General features: G+C 66.7%; 10 protein-coding genes and 1 pseudogene. 3 read left to right on the forward strand and 8 right to left on the reverse strand.

Going from position 1 to position 15,922, the window contains the following annotated elements; genetic code table 11:
* The 5 genes and pseudogenes from ASD69_RS19690 to ASD69_RS19710 all read right to left on the reverse strand — a co-directional run.
* Positions 1–273 (reverse strand): hypothetical protein (locus tag ASD69_RS19690; protein WP_056182624.1); only part of this gene is annotated, 273 nt, incomplete at its 3' end.
* A gap of 515 nt (positions 274–788) precedes the next feature.
* Positions 789–3,699: pseudogene (locus tag ASD69_RS19695) on the reverse strand (TonB-dependent receptor).
* 887 nt (positions 3,700–4,586) lie between these two features.
* The gene (locus tag ASD69_RS19700; protein WP_056182627.1) at positions 4,587–7,475 is read right to left on the reverse strand and encodes a TonB-dependent receptor; all 2,889 of its coding nucleotides are present in this window, start codon (positions 7,473–7,475) and stop codon (positions 4,587–4,589) included.
* A gap of 586 nt (positions 7,476–8,061) precedes the next feature.
* Positions 8,062–8,880: a hypothetical protein gene (locus ASD69_RS19705; RefSeq protein WP_175488960.1), complete on the reverse strand. Its 819-nt coding sequence runs from the start codon at positions 8,878–8,880 to the stop codon at positions 8,062–8,064.
* 142 nt (positions 8,881–9,022) lie between these two features.
* The gene (locus tag ASD69_RS19710; protein ID WP_056182632.1) at positions 9,023–9,970 is read right to left on the reverse strand and encodes an Hsp33 family molecular chaperone HslO; all 948 of its coding nucleotides are present in this window, start codon (positions 9,968–9,970) and stop codon (positions 9,023–9,025) included.
* A gap of 104 nt (positions 9,971–10,074) precedes the next feature.
* On the opposite strand from ASD69_RS19710, the gene mtgA reads away from it, so the two are divergent.
* Entirely contained in the window at positions 10,075–10,809 is a 735-nt protein-coding gene (gene mtgA, locus ASD69_RS19715) for a monofunctional biosynthetic peptidoglycan transglycosylase (protein ID WP_235567276.1), read from the forward strand.
* A 7-nt stretch (positions 10,810–10,816) separates the two neighbouring features.
* Here the strand turns inward: mtgA and ASD69_RS19720 are convergent, their stop codons facing one another.
* The gene (locus ASD69_RS19720; protein WP_056182638.1) at positions 10,817–11,317 is read right to left on the reverse strand and encodes an arsenate reductase ArsC; all 501 of its coding nucleotides are present in this window, start codon (positions 11,315–11,317) and stop codon (positions 10,817–10,819) included.
* 114 nt (positions 11,318–11,431) lie between these two features.
* On the opposite strand from ASD69_RS19720, the gene ASD69_RS19725 reads away from it, so the two are divergent.
* A complete protein-coding gene (locus tag ASD69_RS19725) occupies positions 11,432–12,472 on the forward strand; it encodes a glycosyltransferase family 2 protein (RefSeq protein WP_056182641.1) in 1,041 nt (346 codons plus the stop codon).
* Complete coding sequence (locus ASD69_RS19730; protein WP_056183175.1) at positions 12,432–12,860, forward strand: CBS domain-containing protein; 429 nt, start codon at positions 12,432–12,434, stop codon at positions 12,858–12,860. The genes ASD69_RS19725 and ASD69_RS19730 overlap by 41 nt, the downstream gene beginning before the upstream one ends.
* Before the next feature lie 107 nt (positions 12,861–12,967).
* Here the strand turns inward: ASD69_RS19730 and ASD69_RS19735 are convergent, their stop codons facing one another.
* Both ASD69_RS19735 and ASD69_RS19740 read right to left on the reverse strand, forming a co-directional pair.
* A complete protein-coding gene (locus ASD69_RS19735; RefSeq protein ID WP_082576658.1) occupies positions 12,968–14,977 on the reverse strand; it encodes an AsmA family protein in 2,010 nt (669 codons plus the stop codon).
* Positions 14,978–15,142: 165 nt separating this feature from the next.
* Positions 15,143–15,835 (reverse strand): hemolysin III family protein, encoded by a 693-nt coding sequence (locus ASD69_RS19740; RefSeq protein ID WP_056183180.1) that lies wholly within the window; start codon positions 15,833–15,835, stop codon positions 15,143–15,145.
* Between the last annotated feature and the right edge of the window lie 87 nt (positions 15,836–15,922).

Here is a 15,922-nt window from a genome sequence, read left to right on the forward strand (position 1 = left end):
CGTCGAGCCGTTGGCCGTGATGTTCTGGATCACGTCGCCGACCGAGGTCAGGCCCTGCGCGGTGATGTCTTCGCGGCTGAGCGAGAAGATCGGCTGCGAAGTTTCGATGTCGGCACGCTTGATGCGCGAACCGGTGACTTCGATGCGGTCGAGGGTGGTCGGGTCCTTGCTCTCTTCCTGAGCGAAGGCCACGCCCGTGCCGGCGGCGGCAGTAGCGCTCACGGCGAGCGCGAACGTAATCGCCTCGCGGAGCTGGGTGGTCTTGAAGGTCATCTCTCTCTCCAGAAATCGGAATTGGTGTTGCCCATGGGACCCAGCCGGAGGAGTCAAGCAAGACGCCAATTTCAGCAAGGTGCGCCGGATCGTAGCCGCTCGTTATGCGAATTCCAACACGGTTTTAACGATATTTTTCGCGCACTACATGCATTGGCACGCAATGCGCTGAGTGCGCGCACACAATGCGTTTCTTCGTAACTTCGTATCGGTGACTAATGCTCATAATCCAGGCACATGTCTGATGTGAAGTTGATTGTCATAGGCACGCGAAGAGCACTCTTTTACGAATAGCGCGTGCGCGTTTGGCGCTACTAATCACAGGCTGTAGCGAGAGTATTAAGTGCGCAGACATGCGCGCGCTGTGCGGTGCGAATGCAGGCGATGACGGTGCATGCCCGATCGCTGCGCCGGGTCGAGCGGTGTCGCCGATAGCGGGACGGCACCGCGCGCCGCCCAAAAAACTACGGCCCCGTGAGGGGCCGTAGCGGCTACTGCGGATGTCGCGGAGTCGATCAGAACTTCTGCGCGTAGCGGAAGTACACGAAGCGGCCCGGGACTTCGTACTGCGGGTCGAACGAGTTGGCGAACGAGTTCAGAACCACCGGCGGGTTCTTGTCGAAGATGTTGTTGACGCCAATGGTGACGCGAGCGTTCCACGGTGCATTGAAGAAGACGCTGGCGTCGTGGTACGTGGTGCCGCCGATGCGGTGCTGCGATTCCTTCAGCACGTTGATGCGATCGCCGCCGGCCGTGCCGTCCCAAACACCGTTGCGGTTGGTGTCGGACGGGACACCGATGAAGCGGGTCGTATCCGAGCACTTGCCCAAAGCCTCGAACTGCGCCGAGCAAGCTTCCGTCTGCGACGAGAAGTAGCGCATGTTCCAGGACGCACCGAAGTCGCCCTTCTCCCAGCGCACGGCCAGGTTGGAGCGGATCCGCCAGCGGTTGTTGTTCTGGGCGAATTCGCCGACCAGGTCGCCGCCTTCATTGAAGTTCAGGCGCTCGCCGATCTTGGGCTCGCGCTGGCGGTCCTCGCCATACTTGCCGTCGCCGTCGAGGTCCTGGAGGCTCTTGGCCAGGTAGGTGGTGTCCCAGATGAAGCCGAACTTGCCCCACGCGGTTTCCGGCAGACGGTAGTTGACCGTCAGGTCGTAACCCTCGACTTCCCGGCCACCGATATTGATGGTGGAGTTGAGCAGGGTGTTGATGGCGCCGCCGGGGCTGCGCGTGTACAGGCCGCAGGTCGAATCGGTACCGCCGGAGTCGACGCACTGCTGAATGATCGTGCTGCCGCCAAGGGTGGTGATCGCGTCCTCGAGCTTGATGTTCCACCAGTCCAGGGAGATGTCCAGGCCTTCGATCCAGCTCGGGCTATAGACCAGGCCCAGGGTCTTGGATTCGGAGGTTTCCGGCTTCAGCTGGGGGTTGCCGCCGACGGTGATGCGGATCTGGGTGTTCGGCTGGACGTAGCCGCCGACCGGCACGCCTTCGGTGACGCAGCGTGCCTGGGCGACCGAACTCTGCTGACCGAACTGCGCGGTGTTGCAGGCGTCGGTGACGGTCGGGAACGAGTCGGCCCGACCGGCGAACAGTTCGGAGATCGACGGTGCACGGAAGCCCTCGGACCAGTTGCCGCGGATCATCAGGTCGTCGATCGGCTTCCAGCGGAAACCGAACTTGCTGTTCAGCGTGTCGCCGAAGTTGCTGTAGCAGCTTGGCGAACGCCACATCGGCCAGCACCGGGATCGCGAACTCGACGTAGGCTTCGTCGACCTTGTAGCTGCCGGCGGTCGCGGTGCGGGCGTTGCCGGTGGTGTTGCCGGAGTTGATCAGCGCGTCCGGCGAGTCGTAGCCGGACTCGGTGCGGTGCTCGAGACCGAACGAGAAGCCCACCGGGCCGCCCGGCAGATCGAACAGGTCGCCGCCGATGTTGGCGTAGTAGGTGTTCTGTTCGTACTTGAACTCGTCGTGCGCGGTGAACGTCACGTAGTTCAGCATGTCGGGCGTGATCGAGCCCGGCGCGCCGAGCAGGTTCAGCGGCACGCAGCCGGTGATGGTGGCGGTCGGGGTACCGCAGCGGGCGATGCCACGGCCGTCACGGAACGACGGGCCCAGCGCCTGCTGCAGGGCGATCAGGTTGAACAGGCCGGTGGTGGTGTTGTTGGCCTTGTTCTCGCCGCGGAAGTAGCCGGCCTGCCAGTCGTAGAAGTTATCGCCGAAGGTCAGCGTGCCTTCCAGCATCGCGTCCATCGCGAAGGTGCGCACGTCCTGGTTGAACGAGCGGCCGCCGGTTTCCCTGGCGCGGCGCTCGACCGCGGTCACGGTCTGGCCGAACGGGTTGTAGATGTTTTGCGCGCTGATGTTGATCGCGCGCTGCGCCGGCGTGGTGTTCGGCGCCGTGCCCAGGCTGATCGGCATCGAGGCGAGCAGCTGCTCGGACTCGCGCTGGTTGTAGGTGATGGTGGTCTTGAAGCGCAGGTTGTCGGTGATGTCCAACGTGCCGTTGGCGAACACCGAACGGCGCTCCTGCGGGGTCAGCAGGTAGTTCTCGGGCGCGAAGTTGTACAGGTCGGCCGGCGCGACGAACGGACGCCAGTTGGTGCCGCTCTGGCCCGGGTTGTAAGTGAAGGTGCCGGTGGTGCCGTCGGGACGGCGGCCGTTGAGCGAGAAGTTGCCGAAGATCGTATTGGTGCTACCGCGGGCGTTGCCCGTGCCGACCGTCGGTTCCTTGGAGATGTATCGGTCGCCGGCCATGATCGGCTCTTCTTTGACGTAGCCGAAGCCCAGCATGGCGCTGAAGCGGTCCGAGGTCGTGCCGATGGTGAAGTCGTAGGACTGGCGCCCGCCGTCGCCCTTGTCGTAGGTGCCGATGTAGGCGTTGGCTTCGGCGCCTTCGAAGTTCTGACGCAGGATCACGTTGACCACGCCGGCGATGGCGTCGGAGCCGTAAATCGTCGAAGCGCCGTCCTTCAGGATTTCGATGCGCTCGACCGCGGCGGTCGGGATGGTGTTGAGGTCGACCGCGCCACCGAGGCCGGTGCCGCCGACCCAGCGCTTGCCGTTCACCAGCACCAGGGTGCGGGCCGCGCCCAGGTTACGCAGGCTGACGCGGGTCTCGCCGTTGCCGCCGTTATTGAAAGAGCTGTTGAGGGTCGAACCGTTGGCGGTGATGTTCTGGATCACGTCGCCAACCGAAGTCAGGCCTTGCGAGGTGATGTCCTCGCGGCTGAGCGAGAAGATCGGCTGCGAGGTCTCGATGTCGGCGCGCTTGATGCGCGAACCGGTGACTTCGATGCGGTCGAGGGTGGTGGCTTCCTTGCTCTCTTCCTGAGCGAAGGCAACACCGGTGCCGGCCGCGGCGGTGGCGCCCACCGCGAGCGCGAAGGTGATCGCGTCGCGAAGCTGGGTGGTTTTGAAGGTCATCTCTCTCTCCAGAAAATCAAAATAGGTGGAACCCATGGGACCCGGCCGGGGGAGTCAAGAAAGACGCCAATATCAGCAAGGTGCGGCGGATCGTAGCCGCTAGTTCCAGCGAATCCAACACGGTTTTAACAGTGTTTTTTTGGCGCTACATGTATTGGCACTCAATGTGATGAGTGCGTGCGCGTAATGCGTTTCTTAGTGAGTTCTTATTGGTGCCTAACGCAAAAAATATCTGTGCGCTTATGGTGTGATGAGTATCAATTTAGACACTCGAAAGGCATGTTTTTCGCGCTGTTATTGCTCGCATGGCGCTCGGCATGCAGACGATCCGCTAGGTCTGCCTTGCTGCGTCGCGCACGTCTCGATGACGCGTTGCTGCGCTTGTTGGAAACATGCGCAGCTATGCCGTCGTTCTGCCGCGGTGGCATCGAAGGATAAGGATTTGGTTTTGACTGGCGAGATGCCTGCCAAAAAACACGGCCCGCACCGGGGCGCAATGTCAGCGGGCGATGACGCGATGCGCGCGCTGCGGCGCGTTATGTCGCGACGAAGTTAGAGGTGGGCGAGATTCGCCGCGTCGTCTCGCGGTGGCGTCGTTGACCGATTAATCGCGTGCGACGCGAGCACACCGCGACACATGATGTTGCGACGAAGTCGGAGGCGGGCCAATCGCTACCTCGTCACTCGGCAGCGTCGCTGCCGATTCATGCATGTGACATGCGCGCGTCGCGATACATGATGTCGCGACGAAGTTGGCGGCGAGCGAGTCGCTGCATCGTCCCGCGCTGGCGTCGTCGGCCGATCGATGTCGGGCGAGACGGGTGCCGTACAAAAAACTACGGCCCCGTGAGGGGCCGTAGCGGTTACTGCGGATGTTACGGGGTCGATCAGAACTTCTGCGCGTAGCGGAAGTAGATGAAGCGGCCCGGGACTTCGTACTGCGGGTCGAAGCTGTTGGCGAAGGTCGACGCGGAACGCGGCGGATCCTTGTCGAACAGGTTGTTCACGCCAACGGTGATGCGAGCGTTCCACGGCGCGTTGAAGAAGACGCTGGCGTCGTGGTACGTGGCGCCGCCGATGCGGTTCTGCGGACGCAGCTGCGGGCCGTCCGGAGCGGTGCCCGGGTCGTTGCCGTCGAGGTTGGTGATGCGGGTCGGATCCGAGCACAGATTGACGCGCTGTGCGGCGGCGATGGTGGCGCAGGACTCTTCCTGGTGAGAGAAGTAACGCACGAACCAGGTCGCGCCGAAGTCGCCCTTCTCCCAGTTCAGGGCCAGGTTGGAGCGGATGCGCCAGTTGTTGGTGCGTGCCGAACCGCCCTGATACTCGCCTGCCGTGTTGCCGCCTTCGCCGGTCACCGGATCTTCGGAGACGATGCCGTCGCCGTTGACGTCGGTGGTCGACTTGGCCAGGTAGGTCGTGTCCCACACCACGCGGAACTTGCCGTACGAGGTTTCCGGCAGCTTGTAGCCGACGGTCAGGTCGTAACCTTCGTTGAAGATCGTACCGACGTTGGACGGGGTCGACTGCAGGCCGGAGATCTGGCCGTCAGACGCGCGCTGCACCAGGGCGCAGGCACTGGCGGTGCCGTTGCGGTAACAGTTGTCCAGGATGGCCTGCGCGGTCTGGGTGAAGATCGCGTTTTCGATCTTGATCTCCCACCAGTCCAGCGAGATGTCGAGACCTTCGGCCCAGCTCGGGCTGTACACGAAGCCCAGGGTCTTGGAGGTGGAGTTCTCCGCGCCCAGGTTCGGGTTGCCGCCGGTGGTGGTACGGATCTGGGTGTTGATCTGGTTGTACGCCGGCACCGAGCCGCACGCCGCCGGGCGGTTGGTGTTCGGAGCGCCCTGCAGCGAGCCGTTGCAGGGATCGGTGATGGTCTGGAACGTGTCCGAGACGCCGGTGAACAGCTCGGCGATCGACGGAGCGCGGAAGCCTTCCGACCAGTTGCCGCGGACCATTAGGTCGTCGATCGGCTTCCAGCGGAAACCGAACTTGCTGTTGAGCGTGTCGCCGAAGTTGCTGTAGTCGGAGTAGCGGGTCGCCACCGAGAAGTCGAGCAGCTTGGCGAACGGCACGTCGGCCAGGACCGGCACCGACAGTTCGAGGTAAGCCTCGTCCAGCGAGTAACCGCCGGCGGTCGCCTTACGGGCGTTGCCGGTGGTGTCGCCGGTGTTGACGATCGCGTCGGGCTGGTCGAAGCCGGACTCGGTGCGGTGTTCCATGCCGAACGAGAAGGCCAGCGGGCCGCCCGGCAGGTCGAACAGGTCGCCGCCGACGTTGGCGTAGTAGGTCTTCTGCTTGTAGCCACGGGTGTCGTGGGCGACGAAGCCGGAGTACGCAGCCATTTCCGGGGTGAAGCCGCCACCGCCGCTGAGCAGGTTCAGCGGCACGCAACCGGCGATGATCGCGGTCGGGGTGCCGCAACGGGCCACGCCCTGGCCGTCGCGGAACGACGGGCCCAGCGCATTGCGCAGCGCGCTGATGTTGTACAGGCCGAAGGTGGTGTCGTAGCGCTTGTTCTCGCCGAAGAAGTAACCGGCTTCCCAGTCGAACGCACGCTCGCCGACTTCGAAGCTGCCTTCGAGGCTGCCGTCGAACGCGAAGGTGTTCACTTCCTGGTTGAAGCTACGGCCGCCGAGCTCGGTCGGACGGTACTGGATGCCGGTGACGGCCTGGCCGTACGGGTTGTAGATGTTCTGCGCCGAGATCGAGATGTTGGCGCCGTTGGTGCCCGGAGCCGCGGTGCCCAGGGTGATCGGGCTAGCCGCCAGCAGCTGCTCGGAGATGCGCTCGTTATAGGTGATCGTCGTCTTGAAGCGGACGTTGTCGGTGATGTCGAACGAACCCGACGCGAACACCGAACGACGCTCCTGCGGGGTCAGCAGGTAGTTGTCCGGAGCGAAGTTGTAGGCATCCGGCGCGGTGAAGGGACGGAACGCCGTCGAACCGGCGCCGGTCGGGGTCGGGATGAAGGTGCCGACAGTGCCGTCCGGGCGGCGGCCGCCGGCCAGCGAGAACTGACCCTGCGGAGTGGTGCCCGAGCTGCCGAAGCCAGCGGTCGAGCCGAAGTTCGGCACGGCCGAGATCTTGCGATCGCCAGCCTTGACCGGCTCTTCCTTCACGTAGCCGAAGCCCAGCATCGCGCTGTAGCGGTCGCCGGACGTGCCGATGGTGAAGTCGTAGGCCTGACGCTCGCCGTCGCCCTTGTCGAACGCGCCGATGTAAGCGTTGGCTTCAGCGCCTTCGAAGTTGCGACGCAGGATCACGTTGACCACGCCAGCGATGGCGTCCGAACCGTAGATCGTCGAGGCGCCGTCCTTCAGGACTTCGATGCGCTCGACCGCGGCGGTCGGGATGGTGTTGAGGTCGACCGCGCCACCGAGACCGGTGCCGCCGACCCAACGACGGCCGTTGACCAGCACCAGGGTGCGGTTCGAGCCGACGTTACGCAGGTTGACGCGGGTTTCGCCGTTACCGCCGTTGTTGAAGGTGCTGTTCAGCGTCGAACCGTTGGACGTGATGTTCTGGATCACGTCGCCGACCGAGGTCAGGCCCTGCGCGCTGATGTCTTCGCGGCTGAGCGAGAAGATCGGCTGCGAGGTTTCGATATCGGCACGCTTAATGCGCGAACCGGTCACTTCGATGCGGTCGAGGGTGGTCGGGTCCTTGCTCTCTTCCTGAGCAAAGGCCACACCCGTGCCGGCAGCGGCAGTGGCGCCCACGGCGAGCGCGAAAGTAATCGCGTCGCGGAGCTGGGTGGTCTTGAAGGTCATCTCTCTCTCCAGAAAATCGGAATTGGTGGTACCCATGGGACCAAGCTGGCGGAGTCAAATAAGACGCCAATTCCTGCAAGGTGGCGCCGATACTAGCCGTCAGAAGTGAGTAATTAAAGTGTCGTTAAACGTCGTCTTTTGACAAATTCTTCACACTATTCAGCTGGCGTTCCAATTGAGCGGGTTTACGTTCAATTTCAGGCCTAAATACGCATGCGTACAGTGTTTTTGTGCGTGATTAGCGCGACGGACGGTGCGAATTCACGACACGATTGGTGCGGTGGATCACCGCTTTGGCGCAAACGAGGCACTACTCAGCGACGCGCGCTCATGCGGGGGCGTTGCGCGCCGCTGTAGGGGCGCAACGAGGCCATCGGCATCGCCTTGGGCGCCGATTCGGGGCGGTTCGGGAGTGGCGCATCGAGGGTCAAGCGCCGAAGGCCATGCTTCTCGTCCGAGGTGCGCTAGTCAGATGGGCTTGCGAGCCGGCGCAAAGGCAGGCTGAAGCCACCGGCGTTGGCTGGCCGCTTCGGTCTGGGCGATTCGATAGCGCGCGTCGAAAGCCCGACGCGGCGAAGGCGTTGCCTTAGAGGTCTTGCTCGTAACGGACGTAGGGCACGGTGCCTTCGTCCTTGTCGGTGTTGCCCGGCGCGAACGGGTTCTTGCCGCGCGTAATCACGTTCTCGGCGCCCACCGTGAGCTGGCCGCTCCAGGGCGTGCGCCAGGTCAGGCCGACGCCCAGGCCTTCCCACTGACCCGGCTGGCCGGGGGTGTCGACCACGCGGCCGACGATATTGGCGCCGAAGTTGCCGTAGCCGGCGCCGATGGTGAGGCTCTTGCTGTTCCAGCGATCGGCGATGGTCGGCATTTCGCCGGCCGGGATCAGGCGCGCGCGCGCCCAGGTGCCGCCGATCGACACGGTGGCCTCGCGGCCGATGTTCTTCTGGCCGTAGACGGTCAGGGTGTTCTGGTCGAGCTTGCTGTTGCGGCCGTTCGGGCTCAGCCAGGCCGGCAGGGTGTCCTTGCCGTTGCCGATCGAGAGTCCGATCTTGCCGCCGGGGCGGCTCAGCGCGGCGCCCGCGGACACCTGACGCGAACCGCCGCGATCGTCTTCGTCGAGCGCGGCGAGCATGCAGTGATTGGCGAGGTTGCCGATCGCGCCGGCCAGGCCGGTCTTGCGGTCGCAGACCAGGCCCAGGGTATCGCCCGCATCCAGACCGAATGCGGCGTCCAGCGAATTGCTGCCCACGCGCCAACGCGCGCCGGCCACCGGTGCATTGGTGGGCTCGAGCTGCAACAGGTATTCGACCTTGCCGTTGGACTGGTTCCAGACCGGCAGATACGTCGTATCGCTGCGCTTCGCGGTTTGCGCATGCGCAGCCGATGCCGCGCCGAAGGCGAGCATCAAGGCGAACGACAGACGTAGCGAGCGTGCGTGCATGGTGACGATACGACCGGGCTGGGCCGGTCAAGTTCCCCTAGAACCTGGAATGGGACTATAGACGGTTTATGTTTATTTAACAAACCGAGACGGCCGTGTGAAGGACCTATTGCAAACGGTCCGGTGCCGCGACCTCGGTGGCCGCAACCGCGAACAAGTGACTGATTTGGTTACTGTTGAAACGATAGGTCTGGCCACAGAACTCGCACCGCACCTGGGCCTCGCCGTCGGCCGCGGCGGCGGCCGCTTCGGCCTCCTCCTGACCCAGCGAGACCAGCATGGCCTCGACCCGCTCGCGCGAGCAAGAGCAGGCGAAGCTCAGCGGCTTGCCGCCCAGCAACTGGACCCCGTCCTCATGGAACAGGCGGGTCAGCACGGTGACGGTGTCCCAGCCCAGCAGCTCCCCAGGTTGGAGGGTGTCGAACAAGGCCCCGGCCCGGGTCCAGCCGTCCTCGTCGCCGCCGTCGCCGGGCAGCTTCTGCAGCATCAGGCCGGCCGCGCGCTCGCCGTCGGCGGCCAGCAGCAGGCGGGTCGGCAGCTGTTCGGACTGGCGGAAGTAGTCCTCGAAGGCGCCGCTGAGGGAGTCCGAATCCAGCGCCACCAGGCCCTGGTAGCGGGCCGGATCGCGGTCGTCGCCGGCGCGCCCGCCGATCGGCGGGTTCTCGATGGTGATCGCCAGCACCGCATCCGGGCCGAGCTGGCGCAGGTCGCGCGAGACCTCGCCGCCGTCCTCGGCCAGCTGGGCGATGCCGCGCAGGGTGCCGGCGGCGGTGCACTCGGCGAACAGGGTGCGCAGGGCGCCGTCGCCGCGCAGCTGCACGGACAAGCGGCCCTCGACCTTGGCGTGTCCGGTGAACAGGGCGGCCGCGGCGGCGGCCTCGCCCAGCAGTTCGGCCGCCGCGGGCGGATACTCGGAGCGCTCGCGGATCTGGCGCCAGGTCTGGTCCAGGTGCACGTGCACGCCGCGCACACCGGCGCCCTCGATCAGGAATCGGGTCAGGCGGTCGTGGTCGTGGTCGGGGCCGACGGCGTCGGTGGGGCTGGAATCGTTCATCGCTGGACTCGTGCGGCGGCGCGCGCTCTATCGCGGATAATGCGCGCGACCGCGTGAAAGGGGAGACCGGGCAAGATGGGGATGGAGTGCAGACAGTGCAAGTCGTGAACGAGACCGTCCCCGCGCCCCCGGCCACGCGCCGGCGCCGTCGCTGGCTGCGCTGGCTGATCGCGCTGCCGTTCCTGTTCCTGGCCGCTTCGATCCTGCAGGTCGCGGTGCTGCGCTTCATCGATCCGCCGTTCAGCGCCTTCATGGCCGCGCGCCAGTTCCAGGCCTGGGGCAGCGGCGATTTCGGCTTCCGCGTCGCCTACGACTGGCGCGACCTGGACGAGATCTCCTCCAACGTGCCGGTGGCCCTGGTGGCCTCCGAGGACCAGAACTTCGCCGAGCACTTCGGCTTCGATCTCAAGGCCATCGAGAAGGCGCGCAAGAACAACGCACGCGGCCGCAAGGTCCGCGGCGGCAGCACCATCAGCCAGCAGACCGCCAAGAACCTGTTCCTGTGGAGCGGGCGCAGCTGGGTGCGCAAGGGCGTCGAGGCCTGGTACACCCTGCTGATCGAACTGATGTGGCCCAAGCACCGCATCATCGAGGTCTACGCCAACATCGCCGAGTTCGGCGACGGCGTGTACGGCGCGCAGGCCGCCGCGCGCACCTACTACCGCAAGGACGCCGCGCGCCTGGGCCCGGCCGAGGCCGCGCGCATGGCCGCGGTGCTGCCCAATCCCAAGCGCTACAGCATCGCGCGCCCGGGCCCTTACGTGCAGCGCCGCGCCAACGCGATCCAGCGCCAGATGCGCTACATCGGCGGCAGCGGCTACCTCAAGCAGATCGACTGAGGCGCGCTCACGCGCCGCGGCCGATGTCGCGCAGGCGATCCTGCGCGACCAGGCGGTCCAGCTTGTCCAGCGGCAGCGACAGCAGCAGTTCGACGCGCCGGCGCAGCAGCGCGAACGCCGCCACATAGGCCTGGCGGCGCGCGTCCTCGTCGCCGACCGCGGCGGCAGGATCGGCCACGCCCCAATGCGCGGTCGCAGCCTCGCCCAAGCGCACCGGGCAAGACTCGCCGGCGGCGTCGTCGCAGACGGTGATCACCATGTCCATGCGCGGCGCGTCGGCGCCGGCGAACTCGTCCCAGCTTTTGCTGCGCAGGCGCGCCGGGTCGTAGCCGAGCTTGGCCGAAAGCTCGGCGGCCATGGGCTGGATGAAGCCGGCCGGGCGGCTGCCCGCGCTCCAGGCGCGGAAGCGGTCCCCGCCCAAGGTGTTGAGCAGGGCTTCGGCCATCGCGCTGCGCGCGGAATTGCCGGTGCACAGGAACAGGACGTGATAGCGGGCATCGGTGGGCATGAGCGGCTCCGGAACGGTGGCGGGCGGCACCGGCTAGGGTCGCTCGGCCAGTTTTCAGCGACGTTGCGATGAGATCGAAAACCCCCGCCCGCGCCGCCGGCTATGATTGAAGGCATGAATCGCGATCTGCTGACCGTCGTCGTCGCCGCCTACAACGAGGCCGAGAGCCTGCCGCTGCTGCAGCCGCGCATCGCCGCGGCCCTGGATGCGATCGCCGCCGACGGCGTCGAGGGGCGCGTGCTGTACGTGGACGACGGCAGCCGCGACGCGACCTGGCGCGTGCTGGAAAGCCTGGCCGCGGCCGATCCGCGCATCGCCCTGCTGCGCCTGTCGCGCAATTTCGGCAAGGAACTGGCGCTGACCGCCGGCCTGGACCGGGTCGAGCGCGGCGCGGCCCTGATCCTGGACGCCGACGGCCAGGACCCGCCGGAGTTGATCGCCGCCTTCGTCGCCAAGTGGCGCGAAGGCTACGACGACGTCTACGGCACCCGCATCGAACGCGAGGGCGAAAGCTGGCTCAAGCGCAGCACCGCGCATGCCTTCTATCGGGTGATCGGACGTCTGTCGAAGACTCCGATTCCGGCCGACACCGGCGACTTCCGCCTGCTGTCCGAGCGCGCCCTGACCGGGCTGCGCCAGCTGCGCGAGCGCCACCGCTTCATGAAGGGCCTGTTCGGCTGGGTCGGCTACAACCGGGTCGCCTTGCCCTACCACCGCGAGGCGCGCGTGGCCGGCGCCAGCAAGTTCAATTTCTGGCGGCTGTGGAACCTGGCCCTGGAAGGCATCACCAGCTTCTCGACCGCGCCGCTGCGGCTGGCGACTTATATGGGCCTGGCGACCGCGCTGTTCGCGTTCGGCTTCGGCGTGTGGGTGGTGGCCAAGGCCCTGCTCTGGGGCGACCCGGTCGCGGGTTGGCCGACCATGATGGCGGTGATCCTGTTCCTGGGCGGCGTGCAGCTGATCGCGCTGGGCCTGATCGGCGAATATCTGGGCCGGCTGTACGAGGAATCCAAGCAGCGGCCGCTGTACCTCGTCGACACCTGGCAGCCGGCGGCAGGAGTATCCTCGGGACAGGGCTCGCTGCCCCCCTCCCAGATCGCCGAAGGAGAAGGCCATGCGCACCGTGCGGCAACTGCTAGAAGCGAAAGCATCTGAAGTGTTCGCGATCGGCCCGGACGCGCCGGTGATCGACGCGATCCGGCTGATGGCCGAAAAGCGCATAGGCGCGGTACTGGTGATGGAAGGCCCGCGTCTGACCGGGATCCTGTCCGAGCGCGATTACGCGCGCAAAGTCGTGTTGCAGGGCCGCTCCTCGGCCGACACGCCGGTGCGCGACATCATGACCGCCGAGGTGGTCAGCGTCGGCCTCGAAGACAGCGCCGAGCGCTGCATGCAAATCGTCACCGACCGCCGCATCCGCCATCTGCCGGTGGTGCACGGCGGCCAGGTGCAGGGCGTGGTCTCGATCGGCGACCTGGTCAAGGCGGTGATCGAGGACCAGCAACTCGAGCTGGACCAGTTGCAGCGCTACATCGCCAGCTGAGCGGCCGCGTCGCCGTAGGATGCGGTGAGCGCCAGCGAACCGCATCATCGTCCCGCCCGGATTCGCATGCTGCTGCGGTCGTCACCGCGCCCGAAGGTGCGCGCCGCTCAACGCGCGTACTTGCCGCCACACGCGGCGTCCTTGCCCGGTCCCAGTTCTATCGTCGCCAGCAACGCCGCCGGCGGCGCGATCGTGCCCAGGGCCAGCGCCGCGGCGCCGCGCAGGCCCAGGCGCGCGTAGTCGGGTTTGGCCTTGGGGTGCTTGAACGTGCCCGACACCTTCAGCGGCGAGCGCAGCGTGAACAGGCTGCGGTCCTTGGGGCGCGCGCGCAGGATCAGGTCCAGGGTCTCGTCTCCCAGGTCGATCTTGCCGTCGCCGACCAGCAGGGTGTCGCTGGTGTCGAAGGCCAGCGCGCGGGTGCGCATCACGCCATCGCGCACTTCGAAATCGCCGAACGCGCAGCGGATCGGGATCTGGCGGTCGTGGCCGAGCTTGAACTTGATGATCTCGGCGATGTCGATGCCGGTGAACTCCATCAGCAGATTGCTGATCTTGCCCGAGCCCATGCCCAGCGCGATGTCGCCGTCGCTGCTGCCGAGCATGTCGGCGATGGAATTGCCGCGTCCGTCCAGGGCGATCCGTCCGCCGACCTTGCCGACCGCGTCGCGCGCCAGGTCCACCGTCGGCAGCAGCTTGGCCAGAGTCAGGCCGCGCGCATCGATCTGCGCGTGCGTGGCGATGGTGGGCTGGCGCGCGTCCATGCGTACGGTCGAGCGGATGCGGCCGTCGGCGACGCCGAAATCCAGCGGTTGCAGGCGCAGTACGCCGGCTTCCAGCAGCAGATGCGCGTCCATGTTGTCGATCGGCCAGCCCGGCGCGTCGATGCGCTGCGCCTTCCAACGCACGTCGGCGTCCATCGCGCGCAGCTTGTCCAGGCGGTAGGGCGTATCCGGCAGCACGCGTGCGCTCGCGCGTTCGCGCGCGGCCAGGGCCGCGAGTTCGGGATTGCTGGACTCGCCGCGTCCGGTTTGCGGCGCGGCGCCGACGAAGCCGCCTAGGTCGTCGAAGTCGAGCCGGCGCGAACGCAGATCGGCGCGCAGATAGGGGCGCGCGCCGCCAGTCTCCACGCTCGCGCGCCCGCCCAGGTCGCTGTCGCCGACCTTGCCGGTGAAATCGTCGTAGTGCCAGGTGGTGCGCGCGCCGGCGATGTCTCGGGTAAGGCGACCGTCCAGCGAGTACGGCGGCGTCGGCGGCGTGGCCACGCCGATCAGCGGGTACAGGTCGGCCAGATCCTGGCCCGACAGCGCCAGGCGCAGGTCGAAGTCGCGCAGCCGCAGCGGATCGACCAGGCTGCCGCGCGCATGCGCGCGGGTGGCGCCGGCAGTCGCGCGCAGATCCAGACGGTACGGACGTTCGCGATCGCGCAGTTCCAGCGGAGATTCGGCGCGGCCCTGCAAGCTGAAGCGATTGCCCTTCCAGCGTCCGCCGCCGCGCGCGGCGATCGGCGCGGCGGCGTCGTTGGCGCCCGGCGCCAGGCTGGCGATCTCGAAACGCATGTCGCTGCGGCTGACCGGGTCGAGGAAGCTCAGCTCGCCCTGTTCGATCCAGACGCGGCCGAAGCTTGGCCCGGCGCCGCCGGTTTCGCCGAACACCCAGTTGCCGCCGCGTTTGCGGTCGTTTTCCAGATGCAGCCTCGGGCGTTGCAGGCGCAGATCGGGGATGCGCACATCGCCGCGCAGCAGCGGCCACAGTTCGATGTCGAATTGCAGACGATCGGCGACCGCCATGTCGCGGCGCCGCGACCAGTCGGCATCGCCGAAGCGTACGGCGTCGGCGCGCACGCGCACGGTGCGGCCCAGCGCGATATCCAGATCGCCGCCGATGTCGAAGTCGCGACCGGTGCGCGCCTGCACCTGGCGCTCGATCGGGCCGCGCAGCCAGTTCCAATCCCACAGCGCGATCAGCGCCAGCAGCGCGATCGCCAGCAGCGCGGCGGCGCTGCGCCAGGGATGAAGACGCATGGCCCGCGCAGCGCGCGCCGTACCGGACGCGGGTGTTGCGGCGCCGTCGTTGGCTGCGGTCGGCTCGGGGCTGGAGTGGGGCTCGCTCTCGCGCATGTTGATCGGCCGATTCCGGGCCGCCCGATCGGGCCGCACCCGGACGGCGCGCATCGATGCGCGCCAGTGCCGCTGTCCTTCGTTAGGAGTGGCCTCACCATCCCCACCTGGCGGTCAAGCGCAGGTGAACGCGTTGTGCGGCGTTCAGCGAACGCCAGCGCGCGTTCAGCGCGCGGGGATCACCTGCGCCATCACCGAGATGTAATGGCAGACGCTGCCGGCGATCACGAACATGTGCCAGATCGCATGCGAATACGGCAGTTTGGGCCGGTGGTAGAACACCGTGCCCAAGGTGTAGCAAAGCCCGCCGGCGAGCAGCCAGCCCAGGGTCCAGGTGTCCAGCGCGCCCAGCAGCGGCTTGATCGCCACGATCACCAGCCAGCCCATCGCGATGTAGATGCCGGTCGACAGCAGCTTGAAGCGGCCGGTGTAGAACAGCTTGAACACGATGCCGGCGAAGGCCAGCGCCCAGATCGCCGCGAACAGGCCCCAACCCCACGGGCCGCGCAAACCGATCAGGGTGAACGGGGTGTAGGTGCCGGCGATCAGCAGGTAGATCGCGCAATGGTCGAAGACCTTGAGGCGCGCCTTGGCGATCGGGTGCTGGATCGCGTGGTAGAGGGTGGAGGCCACGTAGAGCAGCAGCAGGCTGATCCCGAATACGGTCGCGCCCACCAGTTGCCAGCCGTCGCCGTACAGGGCGGCGAGGGTGATCAGAACCGCCCCGCCGGCCAACGCGGCGGTCGCGCCCAGGCCGTGGGTGAGCGCGTTGGCGATCTCCTCGCGCACCGACGCCACGTGCGGCGTGAGCGCGTTCGCGCGGTCGGGCCTTTCGCTGCCAGGGCGTGCGCTGTCCATCGATGCAGCATCCTCGGGGGAGGTGGAGCAAATGCTCGGAATCGGAGCGGCGAAGCCGGCGCGACGGGCCTGGGCGATGCCCTGCGC

This window comes from Lysobacter sp. Root604, from assembly GCF_001427505.1.
Lineage (GTDB): Bacteria > Pseudomonadota > Gammaproteobacteria > Xanthomonadales > Xanthomonadaceae > Lysobacter.

Excerpts from the sequence above, each read along its gene's own strand:
- ASD69_RS19740 (WP_056183180.1), bottom strand. The coding sequence starts at position 15,835 with ATGGACAGCGCACGCCCTGGCAGCGAAAGGCCCGACCGCGCGAACGCG.
- ASD69_RS19725 (WP_056182641.1), top strand. The coding sequence starts at position 11,432 with ATGAATCGCGATCTGCTGACCGTCGTCGTCGCCGCCTACAACGAGGCC.
- ASD69_RS19710 (WP_056182632.1), bottom strand. The coding sequence starts at position 9,970 with ATGAACGATTCCAGCCCCACCGACGCCGTCGGCCCCGACCACGACCAC.
- ASD69_RS19720 (WP_056182638.1), bottom strand. The coding sequence starts at position 11,317 with ATGCCCACCGATGCCCGCTATCACGTCCTGTTCCTGTGCACCGGCAAT.
- ASD69_RS19700 (WP_056182627.1), bottom strand. The coding sequence starts at position 7,475 with ATGACCTTCAAGACCACCCAGCTCCGCGACGCGATTACTTTCGCGCTC.
- ASD69_RS19730 (WP_056183175.1), top strand. The coding sequence starts at position 12,432 with ATGCGCACCGTGCGGCAACTGCTAGAAGCGAAAGCATCTGAAGTGTTC.
- ASD69_RS19705 (WP_175488960.1), bottom strand. The coding sequence starts at position 8,880 with ATGCTCGCCTTCGGCGCGGCATCGGCTGCGCATGCGCAAACCGCGAAG.
- ASD69_RS19735 (WP_082576658.1), bottom strand. The coding sequence starts at position 14,977 with ATGCGCGAGAGCGAGCCCCACTCCAGCCCCGAGCCGACCGCAGCCAAC.